Origin of the sequence: Prolixibacter sp. NT017, from assembly GCF_009617875.1 — a bacterium.
In the GTDB taxonomy this organism is placed as follows: domain Bacteria; phylum Bacteroidota; class Bacteroidia; order Bacteroidales; family Prolixibacteraceae; genus Prolixibacter.
The window spans coordinates 1,858,894-1,880,534 of sequence record NZ_BLAV01000001.1 but is presented as its reverse complement, the minus strand read 5'-3'; the positions used below and the strand labels follow the sequence as shown (position 1 = coordinate 1,880,534).

Sequence of the window (21,641 nt, the reverse complement as noted above, 5' to 3'; positions counted from 1 at the left end):
TTTTGAATGAAAACCAACAAGACCTAGTCCGACCGGCTTTGTGGCAGGCCCTACTGCCGATTGTATTCCTGATCATCATGCTTAGCATGAATGTATGGTTTTTTGAAGACACGCTGGCGGGTGCCAATCAGATTGCTCTTTTGCTTTCAGCTGCCATTGCTGGGCTCATTTGTCACCAGCTGAAACGTAGCTGGACGACCATACAGGGCCGTATACTGAAGAATATTAGCTCAGCCATGCCATCGATGCTCATTTTGTTGTTGATTGGGTCGCTTGCCGGCACCTGGATGATTAGCGGTGTGGTTCCGGCTATGATTCACTATGGACTGGATATTATTTCGCCCAAACTGTTTCTATTCTCGGCAGTAGTGGTATCAGCTATTGTTTCGGTTGCCACTGGAAGTTCCTGGTCAACTGTTGCCACCATTGGAGTGGCATTGCTGGGCATTGGAAAAACGCTCGGATTCAATGAAGCAGTTGTGGCTGGCGCCATTATCAGCGGGGCCTACTTTGGCGATAAGATGTCGCCCCTCTCCGACACCACCAACCTTGCTCCCGCCATGGCCGGCACCGATATCTTTACGCACATTCGTTACATGATGTATACCACGGTTCCCACGATGATGCTTACGCTTATAATCTTCCTGTTTATGGGAATCACCCACGATTTCACCCAGGCTACCATCAACGTTGACGACGTTCAGGCGGCCATTGAAGGAACTTTCAACACAACGCCACTGCTGTTTATCGTTCCAATCACGTTGCTGGTCATCATTATAAAAAAAATGCCCCCGTTGCCCGCACTTTTCATCGGAACCATTCTGGGAGCGCTGTTCGCTGTTATCTTCCAGCCACAAATCATTCACAGTGTATCAGGAGACTCGGGTATTTACCTGAAAGACGCCTATATAGCTGTCATGCAATCGATGTTCGGTGATATTACCCTGACGACCAGCGATGCTGCGGTAAACGAACTGTTACACACTTCCGGAATGAGTGGGATGCTCGATACCATCTGGTTGATTCTATCGGCGATGGTATTTGGCGGAGTAATGGAAGCCGGAGGTTTGCTGAAGCGTATTACTCATGAGATTCTGAAATTCGCCCACAGCACAGGTTCTCTGGTGCTCTCCACTGTCAGTAGCTGTATTTTTTTCAATTTTACTGCTTCTGATCAGTACCTGGCTATTGTGGTTCCCGGACGCATGTTTTCGCAAACCTACCGGGAAAACGGTCTTAAGCCGGAACTCCTTAGTCGTACGCTGGAAGACTCGGGAACCGTTGTTTCGGTACTGATTCCCTGGAATACCTGTGGAGCCACACAGTCGCGGGTATTAGGCGTTCCTGTTATCTCCTATCTACCTTATGCTTTCTTTAACCTAATCAGTCCGCTAATGACGGTTCTGGTTGCTTACCTTAATTTTAAAATACGGCGCTATACACCAGCCGAGTTGCAGAAAGAAGGAATCGAACTTACCGGAAAATTGAAACGATAACTCTCGTCCCTACCGGAAAAAGAAAAGGCTGCATCAAACGAGGCAGCCCTTTGTATCTTGCTATATTTTTAAAATCGTTATTTAAACAGCTTATTCAGCTCGTTGCCCAGCTTTTTAGCTGCGTCCTGAATCTGCTTTTTGGATGATTTTTTGAACTCCTGCTCTACCAGTTTTTTGGCATCATTCAGATCAACTTTGACATCAGGCTTCTTGAATGTACCTCCAATGGTCACTCCCACCGGTAGTTTTTGAATATTTTCCGTTCCGGGTACAAAGCCCAGGTATTTATTGATATCGCCGCTTAAATCTCCTTTATTAACTTTGAAATCAATCTTATAATCCAAATCCTGACTGACAGTTTGGTGTCCGGAAACGACAGCCTCCTGGCCGGCAATTTTCGTTTTGAAGGGCGAAACATCCAAACCACCATTTACGATTTTGAATTTCGTAGCAAAATTATCGATATCTACCTTGTCGAATTTGTTCTTCTTGAAATACTTACCGATTTCCTGGAACACCTTCGCTCCCACAATCTGAATGTTCGATGTCGAAACATCACCATTTCCGTTAAACGATTGGAAAACAGGTTCCATATTCTTATTCAGGAAGCCGGAGATTGACATGCCGGTACTAAACTCTCCTGTACTGTTCGATGCAATGGGCAACATCGTGCGAACCGTCGATAATGAACGATAAGCCTGTGGAATATCAAAGCCTTTTATCTTCAGGTTGAAATCAAATTTCGGCTTCTGAGGTTGTGGAGTTTCATATGAACCCGCCATAGTGACCTGACCGTTCAGCATATTCATATTCAAACCATCCAGCAAAAGTTTTTTGTTCCGAACGATAACCTGACCTTTTGTTCCGGTAATCACCATCTTATCGTACAGAATTCTGTTGATATTGGCCTGCATCGTAAAATCAATATGGTCGGGCACTTCAATGGCCTCCATTTTGTTTGTATCAGTCTTCGTCGTATCCGTCGTTGCCATGCTGGCCATCAATTGATTTACATCCAACAAATTGGAATTGACGTTCAGGTTTCCTTTTAAGGTCTTGTCCTTCAAAATATACGGCCAGTAATTCGAAAGAGAACCAGATGCTGAAAAATCGGAACGCCCCATATTTCCTTTCAGCGAAGCCAATGAAATGGAACGTGAGTTCATGGTCATATCCGCCGAGGAAATGCTAACCGGCATGGGCAAATCTTTCGATGCCATCCGGAAGCGTTTCAATTGAATTTTCCCTTCCGTTTCAAACTTGTCGTACTGCTGTTTGTCGATAGCCGAGTAAGGACCGTCAAATTGAACTGAAGCATCGAGCAGGCCGCGAATATCCATCGAATCCATCGGTAACGCCTGAGATACAGTGGCAAAATCAACTTTACCATTCAGCTTTCCTTTTAACTGCATGTCGCTCATTGGGTGAGCAATGGAGAGGTTCGCCGAGACCGGATTTCCGGCCGCGTTCGCTTCGAATTTATTCACATCTACGGTCATCAGGTCCAAGTCGCCCTCCGGCTTTTTCACACTGGCTGCCAGGTTGATATTCTCAACAGCTTTGGGCAGATCCGGATATTTCAACCAGCCATTGTCCAGCTTCAGGTCAATGCCGAACGCAGGGTAGCTGTTTTCGGTATATGCTCCTTTTACAAAACCTCCGAACGCCACATCTCCTTTCGTTTGAACACCTTTCAGGTACGACTGGTATTCTTCCGGCACAAAGCCCAGCAATTCGTTGAATCCTGAGCCTGGCGAACTGAATTTCAGATCGAAATCATAACTCGAGTCGGCCAACGCAAAGCTTCCGTCGATTTTCAACGGCAGTTTATTGATATGCGTCTCGTTTTCAGCTACCGCAAACTTCATCTTATCGAAATTAGCGGTCAAAACTGTTTTCATATCGAGACTGATATCCTTCGCATAACGGCTGCCCTGGTAATCGAAGGTGATGTTTTTCACCTGAGCATCCGTCTTCAGAGTACTGTTGGCACCGTCCATCGTTCCCGACAAATTGAAATCACCGTTATTCATCGAGAAAGACATCGGCGTTGATTCATCGGTATAGCTCAGCGATAAATTGTGCACCGAAATCTTGTCGAGGTTTAGCTGCATCTCTGATGCGGTTGTATCCGCAGTCGCCGGCTGTTCGCCCGGCGTTGTAATATCCCAGTTGCTTTTGCCAGTCTTATTCACTTTGAGTGCCACCTTCGGGTTGTCAACGATAATCTCATTCACGTCAATTCCCTCATCCATGTGCCACAGGCTCGACAAATTAATGGTGGTTGCCACTGAGCCCACACTCACCAACGTATCGTTGGCAAAATCACCTTTCCCGATAATTCGCAGCCCGTTCAGTTCGGCATATACCTTGGGAAAGCTTTTGAACAACGACAGGTTGACACCATCGAGCTCCACTTTGGCGTCGACCATCTCATTAGCCTTATCAAGCGCTTTCTTGTAAATCTGATCTTTAAAAATCAGAGGAACGGCAATCATAGCAGCCAATAAAACCACCACAACCACACCAATAATGATGAGTGCTTTTTTCATATCATCGTTTTTTATTTATCCATATTTCTCTCATTCCGGCTAACCGGAAAACAAGCGAAGTTTTGAGAGTCACAAAGAAATAAGTCTGGTTATTCCGCTGTCTGTCTTTTACTTCAACAAAGTATTACGCAACAGGTTCAGGGCCGATTGTGACGAACGAACGATGTTTCGTCCCCGGTCATTACCAAAGTTATATTTTTTTGAAATAACTCCATCAGGACCGGCAACCGCTATCCAAACCAGGCCAACCGGTTTTTCCGGCGTACCTCCTGTTGGCCCTGCTACGCCGGAGGTAGCCACGACATAGTCAACGCCCAACACTTTGCGGGCTCCTACAGCCATCGCTTCCACGACCTCGGCGCTAACGGCACCATGCTCGATAAGCATGTTCTCCGGGACACCGAGCACTTTTTCTTTTACCCCATTTGAGTAAGCTACTACGCTTCCGCGGAAATAATCTGAGCTTCCTGCATCAGACGTAAAAAAGTGGGCAATGTTTCCACCTGTGCAGCTTTCCGCTGTTCCTACGGTCTGGTTGCGTTGCTTCAACAACTTGCCGATATTCCCGGTAAGAGTTTCATTCTCGAAACCGAAGATGTGTTCAGGAATAATTTCCAGCAGCTCTTCCACTTTTTCATCGAGCACCTTGTTCATCATATCCCGGTCTTCGCCGGAAGCGCTCAGTCGCAGCCGGATGTGCATCGGATTAGGCAAATAAGCCAGCTTGATGAACGAAGGCAGATTGTCTTCCCAATCAGCAATACGTTCAGCTAACATGGATTCCGGCAGGCCTTGAGAAAGCACCGTTCGGTGAATAATAGGCGTGGTTTTAAACCGGGTACGAATTCGCGGCAAAACCTGCTCGCTGACCAATGTCTTCATTTCGAAAGGAACTCCGGGCATAAAGACAAAAACACATCCGTCTTTTTCCATCCAGAGTCCGGGAGCCGTTCCCATCCGGTTGTGTAGCACAACTGCATTTTCCGGCACTAAAGCCTGATCGCGGTTCAGGCCATTCATTTGTACTCCGCGTGGCGCGAGCAATGCTTCGATGTGTTTGAGCACATTTCCATCAGAAACCAAATGAGTGTCAAAGAACTGGCAAATAGCGTCTTTGGTCCTGTCATCTTTTGTTGGTCCTAAACCGCCGGTAATGAGCACTAAATCAACATTTCCCGATGCATCGGAAAGTGTTTCCAGCATGTGATCGTGGTCGTCTGATATGCTGGTAATCTGCCGGACAGCAATTCCTTCGTCGTTAAGTTTTCTGGCCATCCAGGCCGAATTGGTATCGATAATCTGTCCGATGAGAATCTCATCGCCAATGGTAATTAAATCTGCTTTCATCAAGTATTATCATCTGTTCAAGGGGCTAATGAAACCAGCATAACCGGTTTCATTCCTCAGGGTTAAATATCGGTCTAAATTACGGAAAACAACGTTGCGTTCATCTTCAGGATGCCATAAACTTGGACCATGGTTGCTTACTATTAACATCCTTTAGCACGAATAAGCTAATTTCTGAAATCCACTCACCGATTCGCCACTTATGCGACATAAAAAAACCTGTCTGGTTGAATTTCCAGACAGGTTTTCGTGTTGAGCCAATACAACTAGTCAATCCGGATGGCTGCACCGCCGCCCGGTTTTAATGTTATTTCAAGTGGTGTACTGTTATTCACACGTTGCGAAATAACCATATAATCATCTCCGCGCCGGTCTGCATTCATTCCGTCAACGAACATCTGTGCCTGATGCTGGCCTTCGCTGATAAAAGATAAATCAATCCTGATGGTACGTTCCGTCCAATTATTCAATGCACCGATGTACCACGTGTTTCCCTTTTTCCTGGCCAGTACAACGAATTCTCCCAGCTTGCCGTCAAGCGGAATCGTTTCGTCCCAGGTAACCGGCACTTCCGACAGAAACTTCAGAATGTCAGCATATTTCTCATACTCGGTCGGAGCATCGCAAAGCATTTGTAAAGGAGCAAAATAGCAAATGTACATACCCAACTGCTGACAACGCGTTCCGTAGCTCATTGGCATACTGTACGAGGTAAAGAACTGTCCCTTGGCAGCGTTCCGCATGGCACCCGGGGTATAATCCATTGGGCCGGCCAGCATTCTGATATAGGTAATATCAACGTTGTGCTCCGGCGTATCGGGTGTGGTAAACTTGTTGTACTCATTGCCCCTGACCGATTCAAAATTCAACATATTCGGATAGGTTCTTTCCAAACCAGTAGGTTTCGAACAACCATGATAGTCAACCAGTAAATGGTGTTTGGCGGCCTCGGCGGCCAGACGTTCATAAAAATTGATGGCGATCTGGTCATCGCGGTCGATAAAGTCGACCTTTACACCGGCCACGCCCCATTTTTCGAACAATGCAAGCGCTTCATTCATTTGCCGGTCGATGGTATGCCATACCGTCCAGAGCAGTATCTTGACACCTCTTTTACGGCCATACTTCACCAATTCCGGCACATCGATTCCCGGTTTAGGCAGTAAAATATCAAACTGATCGGACCAGCCTTCGTCCATCAGCACATATTCGATGTGATGGCGCGCTGCAAAATCGATGTAATACCTGTACGTATCCATATTGATACCGGCCCTGAAAGTGACCCCTTCCAGGTTCCAGTCATTCCACCACTCCCAAGACACTTTTCCAGGCTTCACCCACGACGCATCAAATTGTGCTCTCCGGGCGAGCCGGTACACGATATCGTTTGCTGCCAAATCCTTGTCTTCCGGAGCAACAATTAACACTCGCCAGGGAAATTCCCGTGTACCCGATGTTTGGGCCAGGTAATCGGCTCGTTCCAACACCTTAAGATTGAAGCTTCCGTGATCGGCTTTTTCTACTTTTTCCGGGTAAGCCGGGAAAATGCCGTTGAGATACGGACGACCATTGTTGTTGTCATAATGCGTCAGGTAGATACCGGGATAATCGTATAAATCGGCTTCGGTAACGGCAACCTTCAAATTCTCTTCATCAACAACTATCGGAACAGATGTAAAGTCTTTCTCTTTCAATGACTGGATAGGCGCTTTGGTATAATTCTTTTCGTAGGAAGTCTGGAAATCGCCAACCTGGTGCGAAATCAGCTGGAAGTTTTTGGGAAACCGGTATTCCACTTCTTCGCCCTGAACTTTGACATTTCCTCTGAAATCAGTTTTCCATCGATAAGCTATCCCATCGTTATAGGCTCTAAATATAACGGAGTATTTCCCCCCGAATACCAATTCCAACTCGTTGTATTCATCCGGAATTTCGCTCCGAAACCACCAATAAGGCTTGATGACAGAGCTATTGGAACGAGTCAATTGACTAATAACTTCGTCCTGAAAACCGAGTTTCTGATTGTTGACTGTCAAACTGAGCGGCGAGTACCAAAGAATATTCTGGTCGTTATAATTAACCGCGTAATAAAGTTTATCGGTTTGCCGGAAAGTAACGGTAATCCTCCCGTCGGGCGAACGGAGTGATTGTATATCGGCAGCCTGCAACAACGAAAAACTGCACAACAATATTAAGGAAAGCAGAATCTTACTCAACTTCATCACGTCAGGTTTAATTGGTTAGCAACTGCCACAAATTTAACGACTTCGGAGTAAACTAATGTGAATAGTCTGAAATAAATAGTAGATAAACTATAGATTTTTTCTAATCCAGACCTTTGAAGCTCTTCAGATAACTGGCAAGTCGGTTCATCCCCTCTTCGAGGTTTTCCAGAGAATTAGCGTAGGAAAACCGGAGATAACCTTCGCCGTTCGCGCCAAAATCAATACCCGGAGTCACACCGATGTGTGCCTTCTCCAGTATATCGAAAGCCAGTTTATAAGAATCGTTTGAAAGATGGCTGGCGTCTACAAAGATGTAAAAGGCTCCCGTCGGTTCTACCGGAATGGTAAATCCCAGTTCGCGCAAGCTCTTGATGAGATACCTGCGCCGTTTGTCGTAGGTATATCGCATCCACTCAATATCCGGTCCGCTTTTCTCCAAAGCTGCTATTCCCGCCCGTTGAGCGACCGAATTGGCGCAAATAAAAAGGTTTTGTTGTAATATTTGTAGATGACGCATGTATTTTTCCGGCGCAATCAGATAGCCCAAACGAAGGCCGGTCATGGCATACAACTTGGAAAAACCATTCAGCACAAACGCTTTATCCGTATATTCCAGGATGGAATGTGCTTTCTCGCCATACACCAGACCGTGATATATTTCATCAGAGATAATGAACGGAGAATATTGAGCAATGGCCTTCATCGTTTCCGGAGTCAGTAGATTCCCGGTAGGATTCATTGGCGAATTAATGAGAATGGCCCGGGTTTGATCGGTGAGTTTTTCACAAATACCTTCCGGAGTATACTGAAATCCATTCGCTGCATCAACAGGCACAGTTACCGGTTTTCCACCTGCATAGGTCACAAAATTAGCGTAACAGGCATAACCGGGATCGGAAAGTATTACCTCGTCTCCGGCATTCAGCAGCACGGACAGAGCCAGAAGAATTCCGGGAGAAGTACCCGATGTCACCAGGATTTGTTCCGGCTTGACCGAAACATTATACTCCTTCTTATAATGACGGCTAATAGCTTCGCGCAATTCGGGATCACCAAGGCTGTGCGTATAATGAGTGTAGCCACTTCGAATTCCGGTTTCGCATGCCTCTTTCACACATTCCGGTACGTCGAAGTCGGGCTCCCCTACTTCCATGTGAATGACGTCGATGCCTTGCTTTTGCAGTTCGTTGGCACGTTCCAGCACCTCCATCACGATAAAGGGCTTTATTTGGTCTAACAGACGGGCTTCCATGCTTAATGGCTTTGATTTGGTTTGATATGGCTAAAGTTACCCAAGTTTCCCGCAAGGAGAATAAATTATCATAATTTTCTTGGAGGAAATCGTCAGAAGTTAACTGCATATAATCATATTATAGTCATCGGAACAAACAAAAGCCATTCTTTAGGGAGAATACTACTTATAAGATGAAACCAATCGAAGGCGTGCTTTTGGATGTGGCAGGCCATTATTCCCGACCTGATAATTTCAATCTTACCGTGAAGAAATCAAAACAACCGCTCATCAATATCACATAAAAAAAGCGTTGAAATCACCTTCAACGCTCAAATATGGATGGTAAAAACCATTTATCGCAAATCGTACCCAAACGGATAAAAGCCCAGTCGCATCAGTTTAAAATGCTGCAGGCCGAATGGGATGCCGATGATAGTGACACAAAACAGAATGCCGAACAGAAGATGAGTAACCGCGATCCAAAACCCGGCCAAAATGATCCATATAACATTCAATAAAAATGAAATGACCGGGATACTTCCGCCGGTTGGTACCACACGTTTCCCGAAAGGAGCCAAATGAGCAATTCCCAGCTTGAATGCCTGTAATCCCCATGGAATTCCTACAATGGTGAGGCAAAGAATCAACCCGCCCCAAAGGTATTCGAAGAAGATGAAAACGCCTCCGAATACAAACCAGATGATATTACCTAAAATACGCATATTTTAAGGGCGTTTGGGTTCATAGTAACAACGCTTAGGCGACACGATGTTCCCCTCATCTTTCAGCTTTTTCAGGGCTTTGTCGACCATCTTTTTATCAACGCCGGCGCTTTCGGCTATTTCGCCACTCTTGAGTGGACGACCGGCTTCGTTCATGGTTTGCAGGATTAGTTCGCTGATTTCCATTGGTTAGATTATTAGAGTTTTGAAATGCTGTTCATCAGAAAATGATCCGCCAGAACCAAGGCAGCCATCGCTTCCACAATGGGAACCGCCCGGGGCAATACGCAGGGATCATGACGGCCTTTGGGATTGATCGTTACATCTTTTGAAGAACTATCGACTGTATGCTGTTCTTTCAACAAAGTAGCAATGGGTTTAAACGCCACCCGGAAGTAGATATCTTCGCCGTTGGATATTCCTCCCTGTACACCGCCGGAGTGGTTCGTTTTCGTCCGGATTTTGTCACCATCTTTCACGAAAACATCGTTGTGTTCCGAACCGGACAGACGTGTTCCGGCAAAACCGGAACCATACTCAAAGCCTTTTACTGCATTGATACCCAACATGGCGTGGCCCAAATCGGCATGCAATTTATTGAAAACCGGCTCACCCAATCCAGCAGGAGCTCCTGTCGCTACACATGTAATAACGCCGCCAACCGTATCGTGATTACGTCCGGCTTCTTCGATGCGGGCAATCATTTTTTCCGCTGTTTCCAAATCAGGGCAACGAACAATATTTGATTCGGTTAAACCGAGATCGAGTTCGAGGTAACTTTTGGGCACTTCCACTTCGCCTACCTGCGAAACATACGCCTGGACATTCACACCAATATTCTGCAGCAATTGTTTGGCAACCGATCCGGCAGCTACACGGGCAATGGTTTCACGAGCAGAGGACCGTCCACCACCACGGTGATCGCGGCGTCCATATTTCTTGATGTAGGTATAATCGGCATGAGACGGACGAAATACCTCCCTGAGATTATTGTAATCATTTGAATGCTGATCCTTATTTCGAATAATAAAGCCGATAGGTGTTCCGGTGGTTTTTCCTTCAAATATTCCCGAAAGGAATTCAATCTTGTCTCCTTCTTTTCGTTGTGTGGTAATATGCGATTGTCCGGGTTTGCGACGGTCCAAATCTTTCTGCACCTTTTCTATATCCAATTCGAGGCCGGACGGGCATCCGTCGATAACGCCGCCGATTGCTGCACCGTGTGATTCTCCAAACGTGGTTAATCTGAAAATATGTCCAAAAGTGTTCATAGGCTAAAATAAGAAACCCGGGAAAGCCCCGGGTTGATAAAAATACGTTAATTTCTTTATTTCAAAAAGAAAATGTTTTCACGATTTGCTTAGCAGCCGCAACCTCCGCCGCCGCTTCCGCAACCACAACCACCGCCTGCATGTGCATGCTCGTGTTCGTGCTCATCGGTGCTGCAACTTCCGCTACCACAACCGCCGCCGCTTCCGCAGCCACAACCGCCCTGGTTGTATACAGCAGCCAGTTCTTCAGCTGTTGCATCGCGTACTTCCAGAACTTCACCTTTGAAGAACAAATCTTCTCCGGCCAGCGGATGATTAAAATCCATACGGACCGTATCTTCTTCAACAGCCAAAACAATTCCGTTCATGCGCTGTCCTGAAGTAGACATCATCGGAACGGTATTTCCCGGCTTCACCAGTTCGCTATCAAATTCACCGTTTACTTCGAAAATGTGCTTCGGCAGATTGATGATAGCCTCTTCGTTCACTTCTCCATAAGCATCTTTTGCGGCAATTTCCACATCGAATACAGCTCCATCAGAAAGACCGGCCAGACGTTCTTCGAACATCGGCAGCATTAATCCGGCTCCGTACAGAAATGTCAATGGGTTTTCTTTTCCCGCAGTCTCAAATACTTCTCCTTCCTTCCCGTCTACTCTGAGTTCATAAGTGAGGGAAACCATTTTATCTCTAGCGATTGTCATAATAAGCTATTTAATACAAATTTTGCGTCGTACAAAGAAAGCATGAACTATTCTATCATGCAAATATCACCTATCAAAAGTGCGTTAATTTAGATTAAATTTAACACAAATAATGACATCAGGGTAGCTATTTAATAACCAATAGCCTCACCGTCCTTTCTCGATTCCGACGCACCGTAATAAACACCGTTTTTAGCATCGTACATAATTGCCTGGTAACCACCATATATTCCGTTCTCATATCCAACACGATGACCACGTTGCATTAAAGTGCGAATCGCTTCGTAACCAAAGCCGCTTTCCAGCGAAATTCGTCCCGGACCATCAGCTGGTGTACCTGTCGGCGAAGTAGAGCCATCGTGACTGATGCGTGGAGCATCACCGGCTTCCTGCAGTCCCATTCCAAAATCGATGATGTTCATCAAAATCTGTACATGTCCCTGTGGCTGAAAATCACCGCCCATCACCCCGAAACTCATGAAAGGCTTACCGTCTTTGGTAACGAAAGCGGGAATAATCGTATGGAAGGGCCGTTTACCTGGTTCATAAGTATTGGCATGTCCTTCTTCCAGGTTGAACAATTGGCCACGATCCTGCAACATAAATCCCAGTCCCGGAGGCACCATTCCGGAACCCATTCCCCGGTAATTCGACTGAATCAACGAAACCATATTTCCTTCATCGTCGGCGGCCGTCAGGTAAACCGTTTCTCCCTGACTGATTTCACCCGCTGAATATTTCCCGGCCCTATCGGGACGAATAAGTTTCCTGCGCTCTGCCGCATATTTTTCTGAAATCAGCGTTTCCACCGGTACTTTGGCAAAATCCATGTCGGCATAGTATTTAGCGCGGTCCTCGAAAGCCAGTTTCTTCGCTTCGGTGAAATAATGAATGTGGTCGGCTGAGCCAAATCCCATCGACGCGATATCGTAACCTTTCAATATCTGGAGCATCTGTAAAGCAGCAATTCCCTGTCCGTTCGGCGGAAGCTCCCAAACATCGTATCCACGATAATTCACCGAAACGGGGTCTACCCATTGCGAATGATGCGCAGCCAAATCTTCATACGAAAGGTAACCACCCTGTTCCTGAATAAAATCGGCAATAACATGCGCAATACGGCCTTTATAGAAAGCATCGCGGCCACCTTTGGCGATTTCGCGGTAGGTATTGGCCAGCATCGGATTGCGGAACACTTTCCCTTTATATGGCGGCTCTCCATCCGGCATGTAGGTCTCTTTTACATTCGGAAATTTTTTGCTGAAATATTCTACGGAACGGCCAAAGTAGTAGCCAATTATTTCTGTAACCGGAAATCCTTCCTCCGCATATTGAATTGTCGGCTCCAGAATGTCTTTCATCGGAAGTTTACCAAAACGGTCGTGCAACGAAAACCACCCGTCCACGCAACCGGGAACCGTTACCGGAAGCGGCCCGAACGGCGGTATTTCTTTCAATCCTTTTTCTTTAAAAATCGCCAGGGTTAACGCTTTCGGCGAACGGCCGCTGGCATTCAGTCCGTATAATTTTTTCGTTTTGGCATCCCAGACAATGGCGAACAGATCGCCTCCCATTCCACTACCGGTCGGTTCCATTAATCCAAGAGCTGCATTAGCTGCGATAGCCGCATCAACAGCCGACCCTCCTTTTTTCAGGATATCAATTCCAATTTGTGTCGCCAATGGCTGACTGGAACATACCATACCGTGACGAGCCATCACTTCAGAGCGAGTAGCAAAATTCTTACCGGTTATCCGGTCCTGTGCAAACAGTGAAATACTTATCAGGAAAAGCAATACAAGAGAAGCAAATTTCTTCATCATTAGTTCGGTTTAAATTGAACGGGAATTTAAAGAAATTCTGTCAAACGATAGAAAATCAACAGGACAAACAAAAAAAGCAGGTGTCCCGGAAAGAATTCACCTGCCTTTTTTAATGAAACTTTATGAACCTAAAAAAAGCTAAACAGTCCAAACTATTTACATCGCAATATATCTTGTTAAAAATTATTCGTTTTCCGCGGTATCCTTTTGTTTTGCTTTTCTCCTGAACCAAAGAAGAACAATTAGCGCAAATAACATCAAGCCGGATATCAGAAGAATACCACTGCCGGAGCGTTTTTCGAGTGGTTGTATTGACGCCTGCGCCAAACTTTTTTCTTCACCGTCAATTGACGAAGATTGTGCCTTCTCCTGTTCTGTATTTTGAGTCTTCGTGTTCTCTGTTGCTGCAATGGCTTCCTGTTTTTCAGTTTCGCCTGTCACCTTTTGGGCAGAGTCTTCGAACATTTTCTTCGGTTCAACTTCTGCGGTTTGGGCGGTGGTCTCAGCAGAATCTGGTCGAGTTTGCTCAGCCAAATTTTTCGTCTCGTTTGTGATAGTATCTCCGGAAGTCTTCTGAACAGAAGCCGATTGATTTGCCTGAGTTTCCAGCGCATTGTCTGCTGTATCCGCTGTTTCCGGAGACGCAGCAATTAATTGTTTGTCCATGCTTTCTTTTCCGGCAACTTCTGCCTGCGTGGCTTTTTCTTCCTGCTTAATAATTTGCTCTTTCAGCGACGCTATTTTCTTCAGAACAATGTCATCATCTTGTTTTAGGCTCGTGGCTGTCTGGTATTCGCTTACCGCTTCAGCCAGATTTCCGCTGTCTTCCAATGTTTTTGCTTTCTCCAGCTTTTTCTGGTATGTCGCAGCCACTTCTTCATCTATCTTTTCCCGAATCTGCTTGTCGTTGAAATACGATTCCGAATCAAAATTATCCAGCTCAGCTGAATAGAATATCTTCCCAACCGGTTTCTCAGAAAATGACGGGTCAATTTCCGGCATTTCCCGAAACAACGTAACAATGATTTTGATAGGTGGGAAATACGGATCCCGCTTCAATACTTTCTCAGGAATAACGGCATTCAGGAGCAATTTCTTGGAATAGCATCCTCTGTTCTTAAAAACGAAGTAATAATCGTGTTGAAAAGCCAACTGCAGCGCAAATTTGCCGGTTTCATCAACGGTCGCAGTTTGATTTAGCTCATCGCTGTCTGCTTCGTAAACCTCGATGATTGCGCCGTTCAGCCCACCTTCGTCTGTGCGTAATTTTCCTTCAACTTGTAAACCCGGTATTTCTTTGTTTTTTGCGCAGGCTATGTCGGTTAGTAGTAAAAGCCCGAAATTCAGCATCAACAATAATATACTGACACGAAATGACATAGGAAAAGTGTTTTTTGGTTTGGTTAAAATACCGCACTTTCCAACGTCACTAACAACCAACACCTTGCGATATTTCATTTTTATAACGAAACTGGGTGTCGCATTATTATATTGCTGATAATGAATCTTATTGATTAATTTTTACAACTACCATCCATCGATGAAAAATCAGGGCAACAAAAAAGGCGGAAGGCCCGCATTTAGGGGACATCCACCTTTTCAAAGTCAAGTATGTTAAGCAGGAATAGTATAAGCTAAACAGTTACAAAAAAAAGAGTTCTATTCCTGCCGGTTGATGATTCGCTACTCTCCTTTCGATACCATGTCGTACCGAAGGTTATCCAAACAAACGTAAGATGGCGTATTGATGCCATAGTTGCCAACGTCGGAAGAGCCAAAACGGAAGGCCAGTTTGTTCACTTTTCCCAGACTGCTTAAATCTACTTTGGTCCATTGGTCGACAATGTAATCCTGTGTGTTATCCGAAAAGCGGTAATCGGCCAAATAAAATTCTACGCTTCCAATCGAATCTCCTGCTGCATCGTAACCAATAATGTCGACTTTGAACCAATCGGGATCGTTTCCTGTGTCGCCGCCGAATTTCTTGCTGTAAGCATCTCCGTCTTTCATCGAAAGCGCCGAATAAGTATCGTTACACAACTCAATGCTTTTCAGTTGGTATTCCTTCTCATTCTGAAATGAAAAATACGCATCGCCTGAATAGGAAGGGTAAAATATGGCAAATGTGTTACCGTTGTTCGCTGCATCGAACACGCTGTATTGATTGCCATAGCCGGCTGTTTGCGTATCATTCAATGTGGAATAGGCAAAGCTGTCCCACGTCGAATAATCGGCGTTGTAATTGTTCGGGAAAACCATATCGCCCGAAGTAAATTCGCCCGAGGCGTCGCTTCCGTTCCAGTAGCCTGAAGAAGGTGTCTGCAGGTCTTCAAAATCGATGGTTTTCGTTTCAGTAATGGTTTCTTCCGATTTGTCGCAGGCAGTAAAAAGCAAAGCCGAAGCAATTGTTGCGATGAACAATCCGTTTAATTTCTTCATGATTAATCCTTTTTTGTCGTTTGATTTACGTTGATTCTGAGGTCATTTTGAAGTTCACTGATGCACGAGAGGCATAAGCATGCATCGTAGTTTTCCCTGAGCGTTTCGCACAACGCGGCGGGCAATCTTTCACGGGCACACCAACATTTCTGAATTTCGTCGTCTTGACATTCGAAGGTGGACCCACAGCGCGGACATACGTTTCCCATAATAATGACATTTAATTAATGGTTGTTTCCGGCTTTCTTCCAAATGTGAAAAATGAATAACAATTGCTTGCAGTTCATTTTTGCTATTTATCCCGAAAGCAAAAATTAGTTGTTGAATCGTGGCAGGTCTTCTGGCTCACCCGGGTTTCCTGCACCTTCCCGTTTCAAACTGAAACAGTGGTTATGCGGATCAGGAAACCCATTTAATTACGGGCTTACAGCTGCGGGAACAGCTCCGGATTTTCACCGGATTCCCTTTTCATTTTCGTCCTCCCGAACGGAGGTTGAAAAACCAAAATTCACGTCAAAGATATACGACATTTTCAAAATCTGATCATTTTTTAACAGGATATTTTACTTACTTGTGGGCGACAATAGCATTTGATTTTTTACATACGACTAAGAGATTTTTGTTTATGACTACCCCCCGGACGATGAAAAATCTGATCAGGTTTACTGTGATCGGCGCAATCATTATTATCTATCTGATTTTGATTTCACAATTTCATTGAAGCAAAAGAATTCAATGCGAATGGCATGTTTTTATGTTTCCGAACGTCCATTTTTAGTACTTTTAGTTTTTTAAAATGTGAAGAAAATGACTTCGGAGAAGACCCGGAAACGCATACTGGAATTAAGAGAGCAACTCGAACAGCATAACTACAACTACTACGTTTTAAATCAGCCGGTCATTGGCGACGAAACTTTCGATCGTTTGATGAACGAACTCATCGAACTGGAGAAAGAAGCGCCCGAGCTGAACGATCCCAATTCACCGTCACAGCGCGTGGGAAGTGACATCAACCAGCAGTTTACGCAGGTGCGTCACACCTACCCCATGCTTTCGCTCAGCAACACCTATTCCGAAAGCGAAGTGCAGGAATTTGACCAACGTACCCGGAAGCTCGTTGATGAGCCGTTCACCTATGTTTGTGAGTTGAAATTCGACGGAACTTCCATTAGTATTACATACGAGAACGGACAACTGGTTCGTGCGGTAACCCGCGGCGATGGCGTTCAGGGCGACGACGTGACGGCCAATGTGAAAACCATCCGGAGCGTACCGCTCAAGCTGAAAGGTGATTATCCCGAAAAGTTCGAGATACGCGGTGAAGTATTGATGCCTTTTGCTTCATTCGAGAAGTTGAACGGAGCTCGTGCTGAAGCCGGTGAAGCGCCATTTGCCAACCCGAGAAATGTAGCCTCAGGAACGTTGAAGCTTCAAAATTCGTCTGAAGTAGCGAAGCGCAACCTCGACGCTATATTCTATTACGTATTGGGCGACAACCTGCCGTCTGATGGCCATCTGGAACTATTGGAGAAAGCGAAGAATTGGGGATTCAAGATTTCCGAACATACACGTGCCTGTAAAACAGTCGATGAAATTTTCGATTATCTCCATTACTGGGACGAAGAGCGGAAAAACCTTCCGGTGGCAACCGATGGTGTCGTCATCAAAGTAAACTCACGACGAATCCAGGAAGAGATGGGCTACACAGCCAAATCTCCCCGTTGGGCCATTGCATATAAGTTCAAGGCCGAACGGTTGGCAACCCGTCTGAAAGCCGTCACTTACCAGGTGGGACGAACCGGCGCTGTTACGCCCGTCGCCAATCTGGAACCTATTCTGCTGGCCGGAACCATAGTGAAAAGAGCTTCGCTTCATAATGCCGATATCATTGCCAACCTCGATTTGCACATCGACGACCAGGTGTACGTAGAAAAAGGCGGTGAAATCATTCCCAAAATTGTGGGTGTCGATACCAGTTCCAGGCAGAACGATGCGGCGAAAGTCGAATTCATTACCAATTGTCCGGAGTGTGGAACCGAATTGAAGCGTACAGAAGGCGAAGCAGCGTATTACTGTCCCAACGAAAACGGATGTCCTCCCCAGCTGAAAGGAAAGCTTGAGCATTTCTGCAGCCGTGGTGCCATGGATATCGAAGGTCTGGGCAAGGAAACGATTCGGTTGTTTTTCGACAAAGGCTTATTGACCGATGTGGCCAGTATTTACGATTTACCGGAAAAGCAGGGGCAAATTCTGGCACTTGATTTCTTTCAGGAAAAATCGGTTAACAACCTGGTAAACGGAATTGAAAAATCGAAGCAGCAACCATTTGAAAAAGTCCTGTTCGGTTTGGGAATCCGCTTCATTGGTGAAACGGCCGCCAAAAAGATTGTCCGTGCCTTTGGTTCGATTGAAAAGCTGGAAGATGCCCCGCTGGAAGAGTTGATTGCCGTCGATGAGATTGGTGAGAAAATGGCACAATCCCTCCAGAATTATTTTGACGACGAAAAAAACCGTATTTTAATCCAGCAATTACGCAAGGCCGGACTCACCATGGAAGTTGATGAAGATTCCCTCCCGACCTCCGAGAAGCTGAAAGGACTGACGTTCGTGATTTCCGGGAATTTCGGGACCTCGCAACGCAGAAAAGAGTTGAGTGAACTAGTCGAACAGAACGGGGGAAAAAACGCCGGCTCTATTACCGGGAAAACAGATTACCTGTTGGCCGGAGACAAAATGGGACCCTCGAAAAGGGAAAAGGCCGAAAAGTTGAAAATACCCATCATCGATGAGCCGGAATTTTTAAAAATGATTGAATCGTAAGACGCGAATAGAAAACAGATATGAAAAGTAAAACGTCGCAATTAAAATCAAACACAATCGAGAGAAGTAGGTATTCAAATTGAAAATATTTTTAGCTGTTTACTTACAAATCGTAAGTATAAATATTGTAGCTCTTCATCTTAAATAAGAATAACCAATCAACGAATTCGTAAATTTGTCCCAATATGTTTAAAAAAGCGCTCCAAACTGTTACGCTGAAAAGATTGCATAAAAAGTACCGGAATCCAGGGCGTAACGTGCTGGTCCATACTTTTCACACGGCGAAAACTGCAGCCATTCTGTGGTATCCCGAAGATGACGGAGCAATGGAGAGTTACGAACATATGAGAAAAGTTCTGACAGAGCACGGCATTAGTACCCGGGGACTGGCGGTTGTCAACTCGGCCGAGGAAAAGGAAACGTTCAGTAAAGCGTCACATTCGCGCTTTTTTACCGGAAAAGAAATCGACTGGAAAGGAGATCCCAAATCGGATGATTTGAAGAGTTTTGTCGATACCCGGTTCGATTTGCTTCTGGACTTGTCTATTACTGAACTGTTACCGCTCCAAAGCATATTGGTTGACTCGGTGGCGAGTTTTAAGGTTGGTTGGAAAGAGCCGGAAAACAATTTCTACGATTTGACCGTAGAAATCTCAGGGAAAAAGAATTGTCGTTATCTGACCGAACAGATTATTCATTATTTGGAATACATCAATCGAAAAGGTTAAGATTTTATGGGACAAAAGTTTCGCGGAGCAGGTGTCGCCCTCATAACACCATTTAAGAAAGACAGTACAATTGATTTTGACGCACTTGGGGAATTAGTGGAAGATATGATTTCCGGAGGCATCGACTTTCTCGTTGTCTTGGGAACCACGGCCGAAACAGCTACGCTTACGGCAGAAGAAAAGAAAAGCGTAGTCGATTTTGTGGCTGAAAAAAATGCCGGCCGGCTTCCTATTGTCGTTGGCGCAGGTGGAAACAACACCAGTGAAGTGGTTGCCGGGTTGAAAGATATCGATGCCGGCAAAGTCGATGGAATCCTTTCGGTTGTTCCTTATTATAGTAAACCCACACAGGAAGGCATCTATAGGCATTTCATGCAAATTGCTGAAAACAGCCCCGTACCTGTTATCCTTTACAATGTACCCGGTCGTACCGGAGTGCACATGGACGCAGCCACGACCATCAGACTAGCTGAAGCTTCCGATAAATTTGTCGCTGTGAAAGAAGCTTCCGGCGATTTAAATGAGCTGGCAATCATTCTTCGCGACCGGCCTGAGAACTTCTCGGTCCTTTCGGGAGATGATGGTTTGACGGTTCCGGCCATTTCCTTAGGTGCCAATGGCGTTATTTCCGTTATTGCCAACGGATTTCCGGGAAAAGTCGCGGATATGGTACATGCGGCGGTCAACGGAGACTTCCGGAAAGCTTCTGCCCAGCACATGCAGTTTTTAAACCTTTTCAATCTTCTTTTTGTTGAAGGTAACCCCGGAGGGATTAAAGCGGCATTGAATGTCAAAGGTAAAGTAGAGAACGTTTTACGCCTGCCCTTGGCACCAATCGGCGAAATCATTTACCGGGAAATTACCGAAGAAATGAAAAAGATCAACGGATAGCTGACGAGTAATCGTTATCTTGCCGGACCAAACGATATGAGATTTACTGCCTTTTATATAATCATACTGGCGGGCCTGTTGCAGGCTTGCAGCCCTCAGGTTTCCCGGCAGGTGCAGGAGGAACCGGAAATGCAAACACCCGATCCGGCATTGAGCATTGTCTATTTTCCGTCCAAGCTTCAGCACAGCCTGTTTAATTCCGTCTGGCTGAAGGATGTGAGAAACGATTCCACGGCAGACCGACCAGTATGCATTGTTGGCAGTATAGCGATTCCATCTTCCCTGGGAACGTCTCCCAAAGCAGTTGTTCCCGTAGTGGAAGCCAAACTGGCGGGCTCCGGATTATTGCGGGTGATTCATGGTGGAGACCGAAGAGCCACGCTTTTTACAACCACCACGCTCCCATCGGAAAGCGCACAATTGAACTGGGCTGCCAACCAAAAGGCCGATTTTCTGTTAACCGGCGAGGTCGTTCGCAAAGCCGGAAACGGAAAATACCGCGTCCATTACCAAATGAAGTCGGTACCTACCGGGAAAAAGGTCTGGGAAGATACGGTCACCATCGACATGCAGTAATCAACGACTGACCCGGAACCAGGGTTGGTAAAAATCCTCTTTGTTATACACCATGGGCGTTCCGTTCCACTGTGTTACTTCACAACCCGAAGCTTCGCAGATGGCATGTCCGGCCGCTGTGTCCCATTCCATGATGTTGCTCAAACGCGGGTAACAGTCGGCGGTTCCTTCGGCCACCATACACATCTTCAGGGAGCTGCCGCGAATAATCACATCCACGTTTTCTTTACCCTTTTCGGCCATCAGCTTGTTGAAATATTCTCTTGTTTCTGTATTCATGTGCGACATACTACCGACCAGCGTGAATTTTTCATGCTCATCTTCCAGCGGAAGCGGAACTCCTTTGGCAAATATCTGCTCCACCGAAAGCGTATCGGCATTCGCTGTGCGATAAGCGCCTTTGTCAATGCTGCCAAAATAGAGATAGCCGGAAACCGGAACATAGATGACTCCTAAAACGGGCCGGTCTTTATCGATCAGGGCGATATTCACGGTAAAGTCATCTCCGTTGCGAATAAACTCTTTGGTCCCGTCAAGCGGATCAATCATCCAGAAATAATCCCACTCCTGCCGCTCTTTATAATCAGGGAATATCTCTTCCTCACTTAAAAAGGGAAAGCCATACGGAGAAAGCATCTCGATAATCACTTTGCTGGCTTCTTTGTCAGCCAACGTAACCGGACTGTCATCTTCCTTATACTCCACTTCCAGGTCTCTCGAACGGTGAACTTTCATGATGGCTTCACCGGCCTCCAACGCTGCACGAATGGCAGGTTTCAACATTGATTTGGGTTCGAATTTCTCCATAGCATA

Annotated in this window: 18 protein-coding genes and 1 riboswitch; of the genes, 5 read left to right on the top strand and 13 right to left on the bottom strand. The window is 45.7% G+C overall.

The features are described 5' to 3' along the window. Positions 1 to 2 precede the first annotated feature (2 nt). The gene (nhaC, locus tag GJU87_RS07845; RefSeq protein WP_228491901.1) at positions 3 to 1,496 is read left to right on the top strand and encodes a Na+/H+ antiporter NhaC; all 1,494 of its coding nucleotides are present in this window, start codon (positions 3 to 5) and stop codon (positions 1,494 to 1,496) included. 77 nt (positions 1,497 to 1,573) lie between these two features. Here nhaC and GJU87_RS07840 read toward each other — a convergent pair whose 3' ends face one another. The 12 genes from GJU87_RS07840 to GJU87_RS21800 all read right to left on the bottom strand — a co-directional run bounded on the left by GJU87_RS07840 (position 1,574) and on the right by GJU87_RS21800 (position 16,022). Continuing rightward, entirely contained in the window at positions 1,574 to 4,048 is a 2,475-nt protein-coding gene (locus GJU87_RS07840) for an AsmA family protein (RefSeq protein WP_153639021.1), read from the bottom strand. 108 nt (positions 4,049 to 4,156) lie between these two features. Continuing rightward, the gene (locus GJU87_RS07835; RefSeq protein WP_153639020.1) at positions 4,157 to 5,395 is read right to left on the bottom strand and encodes a competence/damage-inducible protein A; all 1,239 of its coding nucleotides are present in this window, start codon (positions 5,393 to 5,395) and stop codon (positions 4,157 to 4,159) included. A 266-nt stretch (positions 5,396 to 5,661) separates the two neighbouring features. After that, positions 5,662 to 7,617: a glycoside hydrolase family 97 protein gene (locus GJU87_RS07830; protein ID WP_153639019.1), complete on the bottom strand. Its 1,956-nt coding sequence runs from the start codon at positions 7,615 to 7,617 to the stop codon at positions 5,662 to 5,664. Between the two features lie 103 nt (positions 7,618 to 7,720). Then, positions 7,721 to 8,872 (bottom strand): pyridoxal phosphate-dependent aminotransferase, encoded by a 1,152-nt coding sequence (locus GJU87_RS07825; RefSeq protein ID WP_153639018.1) that lies wholly within the window; start codon positions 8,870 to 8,872, stop codon positions 7,721 to 7,723. 335 nt (positions 8,873 to 9,207) lie between these two features. Next, a complete protein-coding gene (locus tag GJU87_RS07820) occupies positions 9,208 to 9,576 on the bottom strand; it encodes a YccF domain-containing protein (protein WP_153639017.1) in 369 nt (122 codons plus the stop codon). 3 nt (positions 9,577 to 9,579) lie between these two features. Further along, positions 9,580 to 9,762, bottom strand: a complete 183-nt coding sequence (locus tag GJU87_RS07815; protein WP_106542725.1) for an HTH domain-containing protein — start codon at positions 9,760 to 9,762, stop codon at positions 9,580 to 9,582. A gap of 11 nt (positions 9,763 to 9,773) precedes the next feature. After that, complete coding sequence (aroC, locus tag GJU87_RS07810) at positions 9,774 to 10,847, bottom strand: chorismate synthase (protein ID WP_153639016.1); 1,074 nt, start codon at positions 10,845 to 10,847, stop codon at positions 9,774 to 9,776. Between the two features lie 89 nt (positions 10,848 to 10,936). Further along, positions 10,937 to 11,551 (bottom strand): peptidylprolyl isomerase, encoded by a 615-nt coding sequence (locus GJU87_RS07805; RefSeq protein ID WP_153639015.1) that lies wholly within the window; start codon positions 11,549 to 11,551, stop codon positions 10,937 to 10,939. Positions 11,552 to 11,682: 131 nt separating this feature from the next. After that, on the bottom strand, positions 11,683 to 13,374 hold the full coding sequence (gene ggt, locus GJU87_RS07800; RefSeq protein ID WP_228491900.1) for a gamma-glutamyltransferase: 1,692 nt from the start codon (positions 13,372 to 13,374) through the stop codon (positions 11,683 to 11,685). A 183-nt stretch (positions 13,375 to 13,557) separates the two neighbouring features. Next, the gene (locus GJU87_RS07795; protein WP_153639014.1) at positions 13,558 to 14,754 is read right to left on the bottom strand and encodes a hypothetical protein; all 1,197 of its coding nucleotides are present in this window, start codon (positions 14,752 to 14,754) and stop codon (positions 13,558 to 13,560) included. A 303-nt stretch (positions 14,755 to 15,057) separates the two neighbouring features. Continuing rightward, positions 15,058 to 15,813, bottom strand: coding sequence for a DUF4465 domain-containing protein (locus GJU87_RS07790; protein ID WP_153639013.1), 756 nt, complete (start codon positions 15,811 to 15,813; stop codon positions 15,058 to 15,060). 2 nt (positions 15,814 to 15,815) lie between these two features. Next, positions 15,816 to 16,022 (bottom strand): cysteine-rich CWC family protein, encoded by a 207-nt coding sequence (locus GJU87_RS21800; protein WP_153639012.1) that lies wholly within the window; start codon positions 16,020 to 16,022, stop codon positions 15,816 to 15,818. A 103-nt stretch (positions 16,023 to 16,125) separates the two neighbouring features. Beyond that, positions 16,126 to 16,334: riboswitch (cobalamin riboswitch) on the bottom strand. 286 nt (positions 16,335 to 16,620) lie between these two features. Here GJU87_RS21800 and ligA point away from each other — a divergent pair. The 4 genes from ligA (at position 16,621) to GJU87_RS07765 (ending at position 20,828) form a co-directional block, all read left to right on the top strand. Then, the gene (gene ligA / locus GJU87_RS07780) at positions 16,621 to 18,633 is read left to right on the top strand and encodes an NAD-dependent DNA ligase LigA (RefSeq protein WP_153639011.1); all 2,013 of its coding nucleotides are present in this window, start codon (positions 16,621 to 16,623) and stop codon (positions 18,631 to 18,633) included. Positions 18,634 to 18,818: 185 nt separating this feature from the next. Beyond that, on the top strand, positions 18,819 to 19,361 hold the full coding sequence (locus tag GJU87_RS07775; RefSeq protein ID WP_153639010.1) for a hypothetical protein: 543 nt from the start codon (positions 18,819 to 18,821) through the stop codon (positions 19,359 to 19,361). A 6-nt stretch (positions 19,362 to 19,367) separates the two neighbouring features. Next, complete coding sequence (gene dapA, locus GJU87_RS07770; RefSeq protein ID WP_153639009.1) at positions 19,368 to 20,252, top strand: 4-hydroxy-tetrahydrodipicolinate synthase; 885 nt, start codon at positions 19,368 to 19,370, stop codon at positions 20,250 to 20,252. A gap of 36 nt (positions 20,253 to 20,288) precedes the next feature. Beyond that, positions 20,289 to 20,828: a hypothetical protein gene (locus GJU87_RS07765; RefSeq protein WP_153639008.1), complete on the top strand. Its 540-nt coding sequence runs from the start codon at positions 20,289 to 20,291 to the stop codon at positions 20,826 to 20,828. Here the strand turns inward: GJU87_RS07765 and cysQ are convergent, their stop codons facing one another. After that, positions 20,829 to 21,635 carry a 3'(2'),5'-bisphosphate nucleotidase CysQ gene (gene cysQ / locus GJU87_RS07760; RefSeq protein ID WP_153639007.1) on the bottom strand — a complete coding sequence of 269 codons (807 nt, stop codon included), beginning with the start codon at positions 21,633 to 21,635 and terminating at the stop codon, positions 20,829 to 20,831. Between the last annotated feature and the right edge of the window lie 6 nt (positions 21,636 to 21,641).

What these genes read in the sequence shown, in the direction of transcription:
- GJU87_RS07840 (WP_153639021.1), bottom strand. Translation starts at nt 4,048, where the DNA reads ATGAAAAAAGCACTCATCATTATTGGTGTGGTTGTGGTGGTTTTATTG.
- GJU87_RS07835 (WP_153639020.1), bottom strand. Translation starts at nt 5,395, where the DNA reads ATGAAAGCAGATTTAATTACCATTGGCGATGAGATTCTCATCGGACAG.
- GJU87_RS07830 (WP_153639019.1), bottom strand. Translation starts at nt 7,617, where the DNA reads ATGAAGTTGAGTAAGATTCTGCTTTCCTTAATATTGTTGTGCAGTTTT.
- GJU87_RS07825 (WP_153639018.1), bottom strand. Translation starts at nt 8,872, where the DNA reads ATGGAAGCCCGTCTGTTAGACCAAATAAAGCCCTTTATCGTGATGGAG.
- GJU87_RS07820 (WP_153639017.1), bottom strand. Translation starts at nt 9,576, where the DNA reads ATGCGTATTTTAGGTAATATCATCTGGTTTGTATTCGGAGGCGTTTTC.
- GJU87_RS07815 (WP_106542725.1), bottom strand. Translation starts at nt 9,762, where the DNA reads ATGGAAATCAGCGAACTAATCCTGCAAACCATGAACGAAGCCGGTCGT.
- aroC (WP_153639016.1), bottom strand. Translation starts at nt 10,847, where the DNA reads ATGAACACTTTTGGACATATTTTCAGATTAACCACGTTTGGAGAATCA.
- GJU87_RS07805 (WP_153639015.1), bottom strand. Translation starts at nt 11,551, where the DNA reads ATGACAATCGCTAGAGATAAAATGGTTTCCCTCACTTATGAACTCAGA.
- ggt (WP_228491900.1), bottom strand. Translation starts at nt 13,374, where the DNA reads ATGATGAAGAAATTTGCTTCTCTTGTATTGCTTTTCCTGATAAGTATT.
- GJU87_RS07795 (WP_153639014.1), bottom strand. Translation starts at nt 14,754, where the DNA reads ATGTCATTTCGTGTCAGTATATTATTGTTGATGCTGAATTTCGGGCTT.
- GJU87_RS07790 (WP_153639013.1), bottom strand. Translation starts at nt 15,813, where the DNA reads ATGAAGAAATTAAACGGATTGTTCATCGCAACAATTGCTTCGGCTTTG.
- GJU87_RS21800 (WP_153639012.1), bottom strand. Translation starts at nt 16,022, where the DNA reads ATGGGAAACGTATGTCCGCGCTGTGGGTCCACCTTCGAATGTCAAGAC.
- ligA (WP_153639011.1), top strand. Translation starts at nt 16,621, where the DNA reads ATGACTTCGGAGAAGACCCGGAAACGCATACTGGAATTAAGAGAGCAA.
- GJU87_RS07775 (WP_153639010.1), top strand. Translation starts at nt 18,819, where the DNA reads ATGTTTAAAAAAGCGCTCCAAACTGTTACGCTGAAAAGATTGCATAAA.
- dapA (WP_153639009.1), top strand. Translation starts at nt 19,368, where the DNA reads ATGGGACAAAAGTTTCGCGGAGCAGGTGTCGCCCTCATAACACCATTT.
- GJU87_RS07765 (WP_153639008.1), top strand. Translation starts at nt 20,289, where the DNA reads ATGAGATTTACTGCCTTTTATATAATCATACTGGCGGGCCTGTTGCAG.
- cysQ (WP_153639007.1), bottom strand. Translation starts at nt 21,635, where the DNA reads ATGGAGAAATTCGAACCCAAATCAATGTTGAAACCTGCCATTCGTGCA.